Genomic DNA, 14,341 nt, shown 5'->3' with positions numbered 1-14,341 from the left:
AGCGCTCGATGGCGGGCTTCAGCCCCCGCTCGACATCGTCCTTCGTCGTTCCTTCCGCCGCGGTAAAGGCGATGCGCATGAAGAAGCGGTTGGTCTGCCGGTCCCAGAACTGGTTGCTCTCGGCAATATTGGCGCCGGTGCTTGCCAGCTCCGTCGTCACCGAGGCGACGACGCCGGGCCGGTCTTCGCAGGAAAGCGTAAGCACAAAGCGTTTCGTATGTTCGGCCGGCCGTGGCGTTGCCAGATGGTTCAGGGGCTGATGATCCATGAGTTAGGCTCCAGGAAGTTCGCGTAGAAATCGGTCCAGTTCGTCACGTGGAATTCCGACGACATGTTCGGGCCCCAGATAGTTTTTGGCGTGCACATCTGCGACAAACTCGGAAAAGGCTGCGACCCTTTCCTGCTGCAGGCGGTCAAATTCTGCCGTGAAGTTGCGATAGACCTTTGCGTGGCGCGGGTAGTGGCCGCGATTTGCGCCAAGCACGTCTGTTGCAAAGAGATATTGCGCATCGCAGCCCGCACCGGCACCCATCGAGATCATGAAGAGCGAAGTGCGCTCGCAAATCGCTGTGGCGACTTCAACAGGGACGACCTCGATCTCTGCGGCGAAGGCGCCCGCTCCTTCGAGCGCCTTGGTCTGACGCCAGATTTCGAGCGCGCTGAGCGCTGTCTTGCCGACCGCCTTGAACCCGCCTGTCCAGGTCGCCTTCGACGGAACGAGGCCTACATGCCCGCACACTGGAATCCCTTCATCGCGTAGCCGGCGCACGGTGGCAAGGCTCGCGGCGCAATAGACCGCATCGCCGCCGGCTCGCAACGCCTTGAACGCACCGCGCAGATAGTCTTCTGCGGTAACGAAATCACCATATTCGAGGCCCGGCACAGTGAAGGTGGATGGAGCTGCGTCACGAAATTCCGGGGTGAGAAGGGTAGGTGGCACGGAGAGCATGTCGACACGGGCGCGCTCCGCCGCCTCGGCTTCTTCCAGCGTTTCGACGCGCAGCATGGTGAGTTGGCGGCGGCCCTTGAGTGCAAGGATGTCCGCCACGGTGGGGCGCAGGTTTGGCATTATAGGATCCCGTCTAAGCTGCGAGCAGCGATTTGAGTTTGACGTCGCTGGCCTCAAGCTGCGCCGAAGCCGGCCGCGCGCCGCGGGCGATCAGCATCTCTGCGAGCCGGATATCCTTGGCGACAGCATTGCCGGGCCCGATGCCACTCGCCGCAACAAGCCGACCGTCCGCGGCAAGATGAAAGAGGATGAAGGCGCCTTCGCCGAGATCGCGGCGGATCGTCTGGGTCGCCTCGTCGGCAAGTCCGGCAACCTGCAGTCCGAGTTCATACTGGTCCGACCAGAACCACGGCACGGATTCGTGCGGCTCGTGACCACCGAGCATATTGCGTGCGGCGAGAGCGCCTTGCTCCTGCGCATTACGCCAGGCTTCAAGGCGCACGCGCCGTCCGCCGCAGATAGCAAGCGGAAAAGCGCAACAGTCACCAGCCGCATAAATGTCAGGGTCGCTGGTCTGCAGCCAATCGTTGACGACGATACCATTGGCCGTTTCAAGCCCGGCCTTCTCCGCGAGACCGGTGACCGGCACGGCGCCAATACCGATGACCGCGAGATCGGCCACGATCTCCTCGCCGTCGGCAAGGGTAATGATCACACTATCGTCCTTGTCGTTGATCGATGCGATCCCCGTTCCGCAACGGAGCATGACGCCTTCATCGCGGTGGCGGGCTGCGATGACCCCAGCAATCTCCTCGGGTACACCCCGCATCAGGATACGAGGCTGCGCCTCGATAACAGTCACCGATGCGCCGCGCTTTCGCGCGCTCGCAGCAAGTTCGAGCCCGATGAAGCCACCGCCGACGATGGCAATTCGCGCCGCCGGGCCGAAACCTGCCCGGATACGAAGTGCATCGTCATAGCTGCGCAGTGTGACGCAATGTTTGCTTCCTGCGGCCAGCGGAAGTGCGCGTGGCATTGCGCCCGTGGCGATCAGCAGGCGGTCGTAAGGAAGGCTGCGGCCATCATGAAGGGTGACTGCCTTCACCGCCCGGTCGATCGCCGCGACGGTCGAACTGCCGATGAAGTCGATCCGCTTCTCGGTAAACTGTTCAATGCCGGCGATCGTCCGCGGCAACAGATGATCGTCCGAGACCATGGCGTCTTTCGACAACGGTGGACGCTCATAGGGAAGGTGGGGTTCGGTACCGATCATCGTAACCGGCCCTTCATAGCCGTTCTCGCGTAGTGCAAACGCCGCCCGTGTGCCGCACTCCCCAGCTCCGATGATGACCATTCCGTGCTCCATGATAATCACCCGAGCTGTACGAGGACTTTGCCGGCCTCGACCCTGACCGGATATGTCTTGAGATTGACGCAGACCGGCGCCCCCTTGGCTTGCCCCCGTCTTGTAGTTGAAACGGCCATTGTGCTTCGGGCATTCGATGATCTCATCCATCACCAGGCCGTCGGCGAGATGGACGTGCTCGTGCGTGCATAGACCATCGGTCGCGAAGAATTCGTCTTCGGGACTGCGATAGATCGCGAACGTACGTCCGTCGTGATCAAAACGCATGACATCCTCCTCGTCGATGTCTTCGGAGGCACACGCTTCCACCCAGTTGCTCATACTTGTTCCTCCCGAATGCTGCTTTTGTATTGACGGCTATTCCGCGGCTGCTGCCAGCGGTTCGCTGTGAAACTCCTCGCGATAGGGCTTTGCCGTGATCGGCAGTTCGCGCTTGAGGAAATAATCCTCGTTGCGCAACTGGCGGATGAAAGCCGGTATCATTTCGCGGTATCCATCGAAAATGGATGGATTCGGCGCCGGCAGGTCGTGCTTGATCATGGCATGGAGTTGCGGCAGCGCGTGGTATGGTACCATCGGGAACATATGGTGTTCGACGTGATAATTCATGTTCCAATAGATGAAGCGGCTGACTGGGTTCATGTAGACGGTGCGACTGTTCAGCCTGTGATCGGTGACATTGTCGGCAAGGCCGCCATGTTGCAGAAGTCCGGTCATCACGTGATGCCAGGCGCCGTAAAGGCGGGGCAGGCCGATAACCATCAGTGGCAGGATTGAACCCATGTAGATCGAGAGAGCGATGGCCGCGACATAGATCGCTGCCCAGATGCGCGCGATGAGGATTACCTTCGGCTGTTCCTGCTCGGGTATGAAGGTCTTCTCCTCGGCGCTGACAATGCCGACGGCGTTGCGGACAAGATCGGTCATCGCGTGCCAGACATCGAGGATGCCGAAAAAGTTAAGCACCAGCCGCACCAGATCCGGTGGGCGCATGACGGCAATCTCGGGATCGCGGCCGACAATTACCGTATCGGTATGGTGCCGCGTGTGGCTCCAGCGCCAGGTGATGGGATTCCGCATGATCATGAAACAGGCGATTTCATAGACCGCATCGTTCATCCAACGCGTCTTGAAAGCGGTTCCATGGCCGCATTCATGCCAGCGGCTGTCCGAAGCAGAACCGTAGAGAACGCCATAGGCCAGGAAGAACGGCACGCACAGCCAGCTGCCCCAGAAGTAGATGCCGAGCCCTGCGAAGAGGACCATGCTGCCAAGCCAAACGATCGTATCGCGAATGGCCGGGCCGTCGCTGCGCTTCATCAGATCTTTCATCTGCTTGCGCAGAATATCCGTGTGGTACCACTCGGCAGCGGCAAGCCCAGACTCAACGGCAAGGCGGGAATCGCGGCCGATGAGGCTGTAGTCCCTTTTCGTCGGCGCCACGACGGTGGCTATGTTCATTGCGTGACCTCCCAGATCCATGCAACGGAGTTCCGTGATGGCACGAATGCTATGTGCTAGCCTGGCAAGCCTCAATCAAGGATGACGAAATTCTATCATTTGGCATCATTGCATGGTAGGAATTACTGATAGATTCTCTCATGGAGATATGATGTGGCCAACAGGCCGACAATTGCTGATCTTGCGCGCGTATCCGGCGTCAGCGTGGCAACTGTCGACAGGGTACTCAACAACAGACTGCCAGTCCGCGAGGAAACGGCACGGCGCGTCTACGAGGCCGCCAACACGATCGGCTACCACGCCGCAGGCCTGATCCGCCAACGCATGCGCCAGGAACTCCCCGAATACCGGGTGGGTTTCCTGCTCAGCAAGCCCGGCCATCAGTTTTATCAGGAGTTTGCGCGGGAGATCGAGAATGCGGTTGGGCAAGCCTTGCATTTTCGCGGGGTGGCGCAGGTCGAATTCTGTGCCTCTCAGTCGCCCGACGATATCGTTGCCAAGTTGAAATCGCTTTCGGCCCGTTGCCGGTCCGTGGGCCTTGTTGCTCCGGATCATCCGGCGATGACGGTGGCCGTCGAGGACCTGAAGCAGAAGAATATCCCGGTATTCGCCTTGCTTTCCGACTTCGCGGCCGGGGTTCGCGAAGGCTACATCGGCGTCAACAATCGCAAGGTTGGACGCACGGCAGCGTGGATGATCGCCAAGGCAGCACGAAAGCGCGGAAAGGTCGTCATCTTCGTTGGAAGCCATCGCTACCATGGTCACGAACTGCGCGAAATTGGCTTCCGTGCCTTCTTCCGCGAACAGGCCCCGGAATTCACGGTACTCGATACAATGGTCAACCTGGAAACGCGGCAGATCACCCATGAGGCGATGCTCGACCTCTTGCGCCGTCATCCCGATCTTGCCGGCTGCTACGTGGCTGGCGGCGGCATGGAAGGCGCAATCGCCGCACTGCGCGAGACCGGTATAAACCCGCCACCCGTCATGATCGTCAACGAGATCACGCCGGAATCGCGTGCAGCGCTCGCCGATAATATCGTCACCATGGCGATTGCCACACCACTTGCGCGGCTCTGCCGGGATCTCGTCGAACTCATGGGGCATGCGATCGAACGCGGTGCCGCCAACGCCCCGGGGCAGACATTCCTGCCTTTCGAGATTTACTTGCCCGAAAACATTTGAGCGCGTGCACGCATCACTCGAATCTATCAGGAATGATATTTTCGCTCATCATGGCGATTGACGGAGACGCGATCAGGACAGATGTTCACGCCCGACAGCTGACGTCGAGGCGCGACGTTCAAGGCTATATGGGAGGTAATCATATGACCGACACAATTTCGCATCCAGTCTTTGCCCTCAATCACATGGTCGCGCCCGAGCTTCCGCCGCGCAAATTCTTCGAACTCGCAAAATCCCTCGGCCTGTTGGATGTCGAGATCCGCAATGATCTCGGCGGCAATGCCATTATGGATGGTACGGCAGCGAGCGATGTAAAGGCGCTGGCCGACGAGGTCGGCGTACGGATTGCGACAATCAACGCGTTGCAGCGCTTCAACGATTGGACGCCGGAGCGTGAAAAGGAGGCGATGGAGCTTGCAGACTATGCAAGGGATGTCGGAGCCAAAGCGCTTGTACTCGTCCCCGTCAATGACGGCACAGGGCAAAGGGATGGCGAGCGCCAGGCAAATCTCCGGGCTGCACTCAAGGGGCTGAAGCCCATCCTCGAAGAACGTGGCCTGATCGGCTATGTCGAGCCGCTCGGATTCGAGATTTGTTCCCTGCGCTCCAAGCGCGAGGCAGTGGAGGCCATCGAGGCGGTGGGCGGCCAGGGGCGGTTCAAGCTCGTGCATGACACCTTCCACCATCACCTTGCCGGTGAGCCGGAACTGTTCCCGGCGATGACCGGCCTTGTTCACATCTCCGGTGTCACCGATCCTGACGTGACGGTCAGCGCCATGCGCGACCCGCACCGCGTGCTGGTCGATGACAAGGACCGCCTCGGTAACGTCGAGCAGATGCGCTCGCTCATCGACCAAGGATATGACGGCGTCTTTTCGTTCGAGCCTTTCGCGGAGGAAGTACGGCAGCTCGAGAACCCGGCCGAGGCTGTGAAGGACAGCATGGACGGGATTAAGGCGGGGCTGGTTTAATATCAATGCCGGAAAAATGATTGGCCGCCCAAGTCAGCGGCCAATCAGGTTCGACTGTTGTTGTCCGCCAGCTTTCGGCGACGTCAACTTCGTTTGCTATTGGTAGGCTGCATCGGCAGCATTGATTCCAAGAATGCGAACTGAGTTCTATTTGAAGCGCCGCGCGCCGGCGGCGGGGTAATCTGCGAGATTTCCTAGGCGACCACCGGATTCGTAAACGATTTGATATCCGGCACCCCTGGATTGGTCTGACAACCAATGCTGCCAGCTTGGCGGCGTTGTCTGAACCCACGCGCCGTTATCATGATACGTCGGGACGCCAGAGGGGACAGCCGCCGTCAAACGTCAATTGCACAGCATTGCAAAGAAATTGCACACCGATAATCGTTAGGGGCCCTTGAATCCCGCTTGACGCTTGTCCTAGAAAATGGAATAAATATTTCAGAAACTGAACATAACGGTCTGTATATTCCGTTCTTGAAGGTTCAGGATCAGGTTTGCGCGAAACTTCGCGCACTCTCCTCGCCGGCATCTCGCATCCAGGGGTAGGTTGGCTGCGCGCATAAAGGTGTGGGGATAATCCGGATAAAGCGGTGTGGCCGGGCACCATTTGTGGAGGAGATGAAAATGAAAAAGTTACTGATGACTGTGGCTGTTTCAGCCCTGATGAGCAGTTCGGCCTTCGCCGCCAATATCGGCGTCTCGATGGCGCTTTTCGACGACAACTTCCTGACAGTTTTGCGCAATGGCATGCAGGACTATGCCAAGACGCTCGACGGTGTGACCTTGCAGGTCGAAGACGCGCAGAACGACGTCGCCAAGCAGCAGAGCCAGATCCAGAACTTCATCGCTTCCAAGGTGGATGCGATCATCGTCAACCCGGTGGATACGGACGCAACGGCGGCCATGTCGAAGATTGCGGCCGATGCTGGCATTCCGCTGGTTTACGTCAATCGCGAACCCGTCAACGTCAATGAATTGCCGGAGAAGCAGGCATTCGTAGCGTCGAACGAAGTTGAATCCGGAACGCTCGAAACCAAGGAAGTCTGCCGTCTTCTCAAGGGCAAGGGCGACGTTGTCGTCATGATGGGCGAGCTGTCAAACCAGGCGGCACGCCAGCGCACCAAGGACATTCACGATGTGATCGCCACAGATGAGTGCAAAGGGCTTAAAATCGTTGAAGAACAGACCGCTAACTGGTCCCGTACCCAGGGTGCGGATCTGATGACGAATTGGCTTTCCGCCGGTCTCAAATTCGATGCGGTCATTTCCAATAACGACGAAATGGCTATCGGCGCGATCCAGGCTCTCAAGGCCGCAGGACGCACGATGGATTCGGTTGTGATCGGCGGTGTCGATGCTACGCAGGACGCACTTGCCGCAATGGCTGCCGGCGACCTTGACGTAACGGTGTTCCAGAATGCCGCCGGCCAGGGCCAAGGCGCTGTTGACACGGCGCTGAAGCTCGCGAAGGGCGAGAAGGTCGAGGCCAAGGTATACGTCCCGTTCGAGCTGGTGACGCCCGAAAACCTGTCCAAGTACCAGAAGTCAAACTAGGCGCGTCTGGCGCATTTTGACGATCCGGGACGCATCGTTCCGATGCGTTCCGGTATATAATAGAGCCTCTCTGGGAGGAGATGATCATGGCAGTCAGTCCCTCGACCATGGCGGCGGTGCGCGCCAGTGGCGCCATACCGCAGGCCGAATACCTGCTCAACGCGGAAAATGTTCGCAAGGAATTTCCAGGCGTCCTTGCACTGGACAATGTCCAGTTCCGTCTGAAGCGGGGCACGGTGCATGCGCTGATGGGTGAGAACGGCGCCGGTAAATCCACTCTGATGAAAATTCTTGCTGGAATATATATTCCAGATCAGGGCGATGTCTATCTCAAGGGAGTTCCGATCCGCCTGAAGTCGCCGCTCGACGCCCTCGAGAACGGCATTGCCATGATCCACCAGGAACTCAACCTGATGCCATTCATGACTGTGGCGGAAAACATCTGGATCCGGCGCGAGCCCAAGAACCGTTTCGGCTTCGTCGATCACGGCAAGATGCACGACATGACGGCCGAGTTGTTCCAGCGGCTCAACATCAATCTCGATCCGGATAGCCAGGTACGCGATCTTTCCGTCGCCAACCGGCAAATGGTCGAGATCGCGAAAGCGGTGTCCTACGAATCCGACGTTCTGATCATGGATGAGCCCACCTCTGCGCTGACCGAGCGCGAGGTGGACCACCTCTTCGCAATCATCCGCGATCTTCGGGCGCAGGGTATCGGCATCGTCTATATAACCCACAAGATGAACGAGCTCTTCGAGATCGCGGACGAGTTCTCGGTGTTCCGCGATGGCCGCTTTATCGGAACCCATGCATCGACGGACGTCACGCGCGACGACATCATCAAGATGATGGTCGGGCGCGAGATAACGCAGATGTTTCCGAAGGAGACCGTGCCAATTGGGGACGTAGTGATTTCAGTGAAGGATCTTTCGCTGAAGAACGTTTTCCGCGACGTCTCTTTCGATGTGCGTGCGGGCGAAATCCTTGGCATTGCGGGCCTGGTCGGTTCGGGGCGCTCAAACGTCGCCGAGACGATCTTCGGCGTGACGCCGGCGACGACGGGAAGGATCGCAATCAACGGCAAGAACGTAAAAATCGACACCCCGAACCAGGCTATCGGCCATGGCATGGCCTTTATCACCGAAGACCGCAAGGAAACCGGCTGTCTTCTCATTCTTGACGTCCTTGAAAACATGCAGATTGCCGTGCTCCAGGACCGCTTCGTAAAATATGGCTTTGTCGCGGAGAGGCAGATTTCCAAGGCGTGCAAGACGATGAGCGATACGCTGCGCGTGAAGACGCCAAGCCTCGAAGAAAAGGTTGAGAACCTGTCGGGCGGCAACCAGCAGAAGGTGCTGATCGGTCGCTGGCTTCTGACCAACCCGAAAATTCTCATTCTCGACGAACCGACGCGCGGCATCGATGTCGGCGCCAAGGCCGAAATTCATCGCCTCGTCTCACAGCTCGCCAAACAAGGCGGGGCCGTGATCATGATCTCGTCGGAAATGCCGGAAGTGCTCGGCATGAGCGACCGCATCATGGTTATGCACGAAGGCCGTGTAACCGGATTTCTCGACCGAGAAGAAGCAACCCAGGTGAAGGTAATGGAGCTCGCTTCCAAGTGAGCTCCCCGGGGAGGAACGAACAATGACAAGCGAACCAGTAACCGCCAAGGCAACGACGCCCGCATTAGCGCCAAGGAGCCGCCGACGGCTGCCGCCGGAGGTCAATATCCTTCTCGTCCTCATCGGCATAGCGCTGATTTTCGAGATCCTTGGTTGGATCTTTGCCGGTCAAAGCTTCCTGATGAATGTACAGCGACTGCGCATCATCATTCTCCAGGTTTCGGTTATCGGCATTATCGCGGTCGGTGTAACCCAGGTTATCATTACCGGGGGTATCGATCTTTCGTCCGGCTCCGTCGTCGGCATGACGGCGATGATCGCCGCAAGTTTCGCCCAGTCCTCCACTTGGGCTCGGCCGGTCTATCCTGCCTTGACGGACCTGCCGTTTTTTATCCCGATCGGTGTCGGCCTTGGAATAGGGCTCCTCGCGGGCATCATAAATGGCTGGCTGATCTCCTATACCAAGATTCCGCCCTTCATAGCGACGCTCGGCATGATGGTGTCGGCACGCGGCGTTGCCAAATGGTACACGAAAGGCTCGCCGGTCTCCGGTTTGACCGACCAGTTCAACTTTATCGGCACGAGCATCTGGCCGGTTGTGGTCTTTCTCGTTGTCGCGCTCGTTTTCCACATCGCACTGCGCTACACGCGGTACGGCAAGTTTACCTATGCGATCGGCGCAAATGCGCAGGCGGCTCGGGTTTCGGGTATCAACATCGAGAGCCATCTGATCAAGGTTTATGCGATTGCTGGTCTTTTGGCCGGTCTCGCCGGGATCGTGACCGCAGCGCGTGCCCAGACCGCCCAGGCTGGCATGGGCGTTACCTACGAACTTGACGCGATCGCCGCTGCCGTTATCGGCGGCACTTCACTCACCGGTGGTATCGGCCGAATTACGGGTACGGTCATCGGCGCCATCATTCTGGGGGTGATGATTTCCGGCTTCACTTTCCTCCGGGTCGATGCCTATTACCAGGAGATCATCAAGGGCGTGATTATCGTTGCCGCCGTTATCGTCGACGTATATCGCCAGAAGAAGCGCAAGGTTTAGGAATGGACTGAATTTGCGGCGCCGTCATCCTCGGGCTTGACCCGAGGATGACGCACCAAAATACGCACTTCCTTTCTGATGGATCCACGGGTCAAGCCCGAGGATGACGGGAGGGGAAGCGGTGGCAAACAACGCCCGGGTTCATTCCGGGCTTCTTTCAAAGAGGTATTGAAATGACTGTACGCTTTGGCCTGCTTGGCGCAGGCCGCATTGGCAAGGTTCACGCGAAGGCCGTGACATCGAACCCGCAGGCAAAGCTTGTCGCCGTCGCGGATGCCTTCGAGCAGGCCGCGAAGGACCTTTCCGCGGCGCACGGCTGCGAAATCCGCACCATTGAAGATATCGAGAAGGCCACAGACATCGACGCGGTGGTCATCTGCACGCCGACCGACACACACGCGGACCTTATCGAGCGCTTTTCGCGCGCAGGCAAAGCCATCTTCTGTGAAAAGCCGATCGACCTCGATGTAGAGCGGGTCAGGCAGTGCCTGACCGTGGTGAGGGAAACCGGGGCAACGTTGATGGTCGGCTTTAATCGCCGTTTCGATCCGCACTTTGCGGCGGTGCGCAAGGCGATCGACGATGGTGCCATTGGCGATGTTGAAATGGTCACGATCACGTCCCGCGATCCCGGTGCGCCTCCCGCGGAATATATTACGCGCTCTGGCGGCATCTTCCGCGACATGACGATCCATGATTTCGATATGGCTCGTTTCCTGCTCGGCGAGGAGCCGGTTGCGGTCACGGCGCATGCGTCGGTGCTGGTGGACAAGAAGATCGGTGAACTTGGCGATTATGACAGCGTCAGTGTCATCCTCTCGACGGCATCGGGCAAGCAGTGCGTGATCTCCAATTCCCGCCGCGCAACTTATGGCTACGACCAGCGCATCGAGGTCCATGGCTCGAAAGGCATGGTCGCCGCGGAGAACCAGCGGCCGGTCTCGATCGAAGTGGCCAATGGCAGTGGCTATACCCGCCCGCCGCTGCATGATTTCTTCATGACCCGCTATACCGAAGCCTATGCCAATGAAATCGCAGCATTCATCAATGCTATTGCCAAGGGCTCAAAAGCTACGCCCAGCGGCGAAGACGGCCTGATCGCTCTGGCGCTCGCCGATGCGGCCGTCCGTTCCGTCAAGGAAGGCAGGACGATTACGGTTTGAACCAAGGTTGCTCGCCAAAACCCTCCCCTTCAAAGGGGAGGGGCAGGTTCGCGGCGCGTTCGAAATGCCGTTTAGTTAGCGCACATTCACCCAGCGCTGCTCCTGATAGGAGCGGGCCATCGCGTGAACCGTTCGCTCGATTTCCAGCCCATCGGCAAACTCGATCAGATGGGCAGGTCCACCATTGATACGCTTGATGAGTTCGTGGCATTCGATGATCTTCAGATCGTTGAACCCGAGCCCATGGCCGGGTGCGGGGATGAAGCGGTCATAGGGCTCATGATGCGGCGCAGTGAGGATCGTACGGTAACCCTGTTCGGTCGGCCTGTCTGAGGTCACATAGAGCTGGAATTCGTTGGCTCGCTCCTGGTCAAACAGGATCGAGCCTTTCGAGCCGAAAACTTGAAGGGCGATGCGACCCTTGCGGCCCCAGGCCGATCGGTTGACCTGCAATGTACCGGCGACGCCGTTCTCCATGTGCATGAGGACGCTGGCGCTATCGAATGTTTCGACCGCGCGATCGCCGCCATCACCTGTCTTGCGTGTCGGATAGGGTTTGGACATGTCACACATGACGCGCGAAACCCGGCCGAAAAGCGTGAACAACAGGGAAAGCGGGTGCACGGCAAAATCGTCGAGCGCGCCATAGCCTGATGTTGCGGCATGCTTCCAGTTGAACAGCGCATCGGGGTCAGCCATGAAATCTTCGTCCATCTCGATGCGCAGGTGATTGATATCGCCGATGACCTTTTCCGCAAGGAGCCTGCGGATGTGACGGATCGCTGGGCCCTGGATGTAATTGTAGCCGAGGGCGGCCACCTTGCCCGATCGCTTTGCTGCCGTGAGCATGGCTTCGGCGTCGGCAAAAAGCGGAGCCATCGGCTTTTCGCACCAGACGTGCTTACCAGCGTCAAGAGCTTCGATCGCCATCTCTGGATGAAACTGATTGGGCGTCGTTATCGAGACGACATTGACCTCCGGATCCTCGATGACGGCGCGCCAGTCGCCGGATCCCTTCTGGAAACCGAATTCGCCGGCGCGGCGCACCGCGAGCTCGGCATTGGCTTCTCCGAGATGCACCAAACGTACGGGAGCAACGTCGCCGAATACGGCACGAACCGAATTCCACGCCAGTGCATGGCACTTGCCCATAAAGCCGGTTCCGATCAGTCCAACACCTGGCATTGCTCTCTCCCATCGCTTGCAGTTCTCGATTGAAATAATCTATAAGGGGAGTAAATGGAATAACTGATCCGTCTTGATACAAATATTTTGTTTGGGTGGTCATTGGCTGCAGGAAAGGTTTCGGGTGGAAAACATGGACAATGGAGCGCCGCTACCGCGGGATTTTGATGCGCTGCGCACCATGATCTTGGATCGCCGCGAGGTGCTACCCAAGCGCCTAGCGCAGATCGCTGCCTATGCATTGAGCAATCCAGACGAAATCGCCTTCGGGACCGCCGCCAGTATTGCGCAAACGGCGGGCGTGCAGCCATCCACGTTAATCCGATTTGCCCAGCATCTCGGTTTTGACGGCTTCACAAGCCTTCAGGCCGTATTTCGGGAACGCTTGCGAGAACGGCAGGTCTCCTACGAAGAACGGCTATCGGCCTTGCGGGGCGATACCCACGGCCTTTCCAAGAACCGTTCCATACTGAACGGATTCCTGACGGCTGCCACGCATTCGGTCGAAACGATATCGCATAATGTCGAGGAGGATGTCCTTGACCGGGCGGTGGACATTTTAGCCGGTGCCGAGACGATCTATCTCTTAGCGCGCCGCCGTTCCTATCCGATCACCGCATATATGGCCTATGCGTTCGGAAAGCTGAAAATCCGCAACCAACTGATCGAATCGACCGCGGGTATCGATCCCGAGATCATATCGTTTGCCGGCCAGCGCGATGCCGCCGTCGCCATCAGCTTTTCCCCATATGCCTCAGCCACGATCGAGCATGCGGCAGCGTTGTCGGCGCGCAATGTGCCGGTTGTTGCCATTACCGACAGTGCCTTCTCGCCCTTGGCCCAATCGGCAACCGTGTGGTTCGAGGCCGCGGAGGGAGATTTCTCAGGCTTCCGTTCCCTGTCGGGAACGATGGCGCTTGCCATGGCCCTCACCGTCAGTGTCGCCGAGAAGCGGCGGAACCTCAACAGATAGGCAGTTCTCAGCCCCGCGATATCATTGGGCAACTGTTGCGGTACGATTGACCGAGTGCAACTACGGGTCAAATAGCAAAAAGAACATACATTCCATATTGACGATTCGATAGAATTATTATTTCATATAGGGAAATTCCCCAAGCTTTGCGAGCGGGGCCAATCAGCATATTGGGAGGACCATCATGGACAAAGCTGATACGAGCAAGCCGCTTGACGTCATAACGATAGGCCGTTCCTCGGTCGACCTATACGGCCAGCAGATTGGCTCCCGTCTCGAAGACATTGCCTCCTTTGCCAAGTCGGTGGGGGGCTGCCCGACCAATATTGCTGTCGGTACGGCCCGGCTCGGACTTCGCTCCGCGCTGTTGACTCGAGTCGGCGATGAGCAAATGGGCCGCTTCATTCGCGAGCAGTTGCGGCGGGAGGGTGTCGCAACACAAGGTGTTATCACCGATGCGGAACGCCTGTCCGCCCTTGTCATTCTCTCCGTTGAAAACGACAAAAGCTTTCCCCTGATCTTCTATCGCGAGAATTGCGCCGACATGGCTCTCGATGAGAATGATGTGGACCCCGAATTTGTCCGCTCGGCGCGGGCTGTGGTCGTGACCGGCACACATTTTTCAAAGCCGAACACTGACGCGGCGCAGCAAAAGGCAATTCGCCTGATCAAGGAGGCGGGCGGCAAGGTCGTGTTCGACATTGATTACCGTCCGAATCTCTGGGGGCTTGCCGGGCATGGTGCGGGCGACAGCCGCTACATTGCCTCCGACAAGGTTTCCAGCCATCTGAAGACCGTTCTTGCAGATTGCGATCTGATTGTCGGAACCGAAGAGGAAGTACTGATCGCCTC

At 58.3% G+C, this 14,341-nt stretch carries 13 protein-coding genes and 1 pseudogene; 8 read left to right on the top strand and 6 right to left on the bottom strand.

Features of this window, described 5'->3' with window-relative positions:
• The 5 genes and pseudogenes from AAAB35_RS00835 to AAAB35_RS00815 form a co-directional block, all read right to left on the bottom strand.
• Window positions 1–268: ACT domain-containing protein (locus tag AAAB35_RS00835; protein WP_340666356.1), on the bottom strand; the 268-nt coding region annotated here is incomplete at its 3' end.
• Between the two features lie 3 nt (window positions 269–271).
• Window positions 272–1,069: a 3-methyl-2-oxobutanoate hydroxymethyltransferase gene (locus AAAB35_RS00830; RefSeq protein ID WP_340666355.1), complete on the bottom strand. Its 798-nt coding sequence runs from the start codon at window positions 1,067–1,069 to the stop codon at window positions 272–274.
• Between the two features lie 13 nt (window positions 1,070–1,082).
• A complete protein-coding gene (locus tag AAAB35_RS00825; protein ID WP_340666354.1) occupies window positions 1,083–2,315 on the bottom strand; it encodes an FAD-dependent oxidoreductase in 1,233 nt (410 codons plus the stop codon).
• Window positions 2,316–2,320: 5 nt separating this feature from the next.
• Window positions 2,321–2,636 (bottom strand): annotated as a pseudogene (locus AAAB35_RS00820) (MocE family 2Fe-2S type ferredoxin).
• 36 nt (window positions 2,637–2,672) lie between these two features.
• Window positions 2,673–3,776, bottom strand: a complete 1,104-nt coding sequence (locus AAAB35_RS00815) for a fatty acid desaturase family protein (RefSeq protein WP_340666353.1) — start codon at window positions 3,774–3,776, stop codon at window positions 2,673–2,675.
• Between the two features lie 153 nt (window positions 3,777–3,929).
• Here AAAB35_RS00815 and AAAB35_RS00810 point away from each other — a divergent pair, with 153 nt between their 5' ends.
• The 6 genes from AAAB35_RS00810 to iolG all read left to right on the top strand — a co-directional run bounded on the left by AAAB35_RS00810 (window position 3,930) and on the right by iolG (window position 11,331).
• Window positions 3,930–4,961 (top strand): LacI family DNA-binding transcriptional regulator, encoded by a 1,032-nt coding sequence (locus AAAB35_RS00810; protein WP_340666352.1) that lies wholly within the window; start codon window positions 3,930–3,932, stop codon window positions 4,959–4,961.
• A gap of 155 nt (window positions 4,962–5,116) precedes the next feature.
• Window positions 5,117–5,932, top strand: coding sequence for a TIM barrel protein (locus AAAB35_RS00805; RefSeq protein WP_340666357.1), 816 nt, complete (start codon window positions 5,117–5,119; stop codon window positions 5,930–5,932).
• A gap of 627 nt (window positions 5,933–6,559) precedes the next feature.
• Entirely contained in the window at window positions 6,560–7,489 is a 930-nt protein-coding gene (locus tag AAAB35_RS00800) for a sugar ABC transporter substrate-binding protein (protein ID WP_340666351.1), read from the top strand.
• 86 nt (window positions 7,490–7,575) lie between these two features.
• Window positions 7,576–9,117 (top strand): sugar ABC transporter ATP-binding protein, encoded by a 1,542-nt coding sequence (locus AAAB35_RS00795; protein ID WP_340666350.1) that lies wholly within the window; start codon window positions 7,576–7,578, stop codon window positions 9,115–9,117.
• A gap of 22 nt (window positions 9,118–9,139) precedes the next feature.
• Complete coding sequence (locus AAAB35_RS00790) at window positions 9,140–10,168, top strand: ABC transporter permease (protein WP_340666349.1); 1,029 nt, start codon at window positions 9,140–9,142, stop codon at window positions 10,166–10,168.
• A 173-nt stretch (window positions 10,169–10,341) separates the two neighbouring features.
• Window positions 10,342–11,331 carry an inositol 2-dehydrogenase gene (gene iolG, locus AAAB35_RS00785; RefSeq protein WP_340666348.1) on the top strand — a complete coding sequence of 330 codons (990 nt, stop codon included), beginning with the start codon at window positions 10,342–10,344 and terminating at the stop codon, window positions 11,329–11,331.
• 75 nt (window positions 11,332–11,406) lie between these two features.
• On the opposite strand, the gene AAAB35_RS00780 is transcribed toward iolG, so the two are convergent.
• On the bottom strand, window positions 11,407–12,516 hold the full coding sequence (locus AAAB35_RS00780) for a Gfo/Idh/MocA family oxidoreductase (protein WP_340666347.1): 1,110 nt from the start codon (window positions 12,514–12,516) through the stop codon (window positions 11,407–11,409).
• Between the two features lie 133 nt (window positions 12,517–12,649).
• On the opposite strand from AAAB35_RS00780, the gene AAAB35_RS00775 reads away from it, so the two are divergent.
• Both AAAB35_RS00775 and AAAB35_RS00770 read left to right on the top strand, forming a co-directional pair.
• Window positions 12,650–13,489: a MurR/RpiR family transcriptional regulator gene (locus tag AAAB35_RS00775; protein WP_340666346.1), complete on the top strand. Its 840-nt coding sequence runs from the start codon at window positions 12,650–12,652 to the stop codon at window positions 13,487–13,489.
• Window positions 13,490–13,673: 184 nt separating this feature from the next.
• On the top strand, window positions 13,674–14,341 hold a 668-nt coding region (locus AAAB35_RS00770; protein ID WP_340666345.1), incomplete at its 3' end, for a PfkB family carbohydrate kinase.

This window comes from Phyllobacterium sp. (assembly GCF_037994425.1).
Taxonomy (GTDB): domain Bacteria; phylum Pseudomonadota; class Alphaproteobacteria; order Rhizobiales; family Rhizobiaceae; genus Phyllobacterium.
Note: the sequence above shows the minus strand (reverse complement) of the source record. Positions and strands in the feature narration are given on the sequence as shown.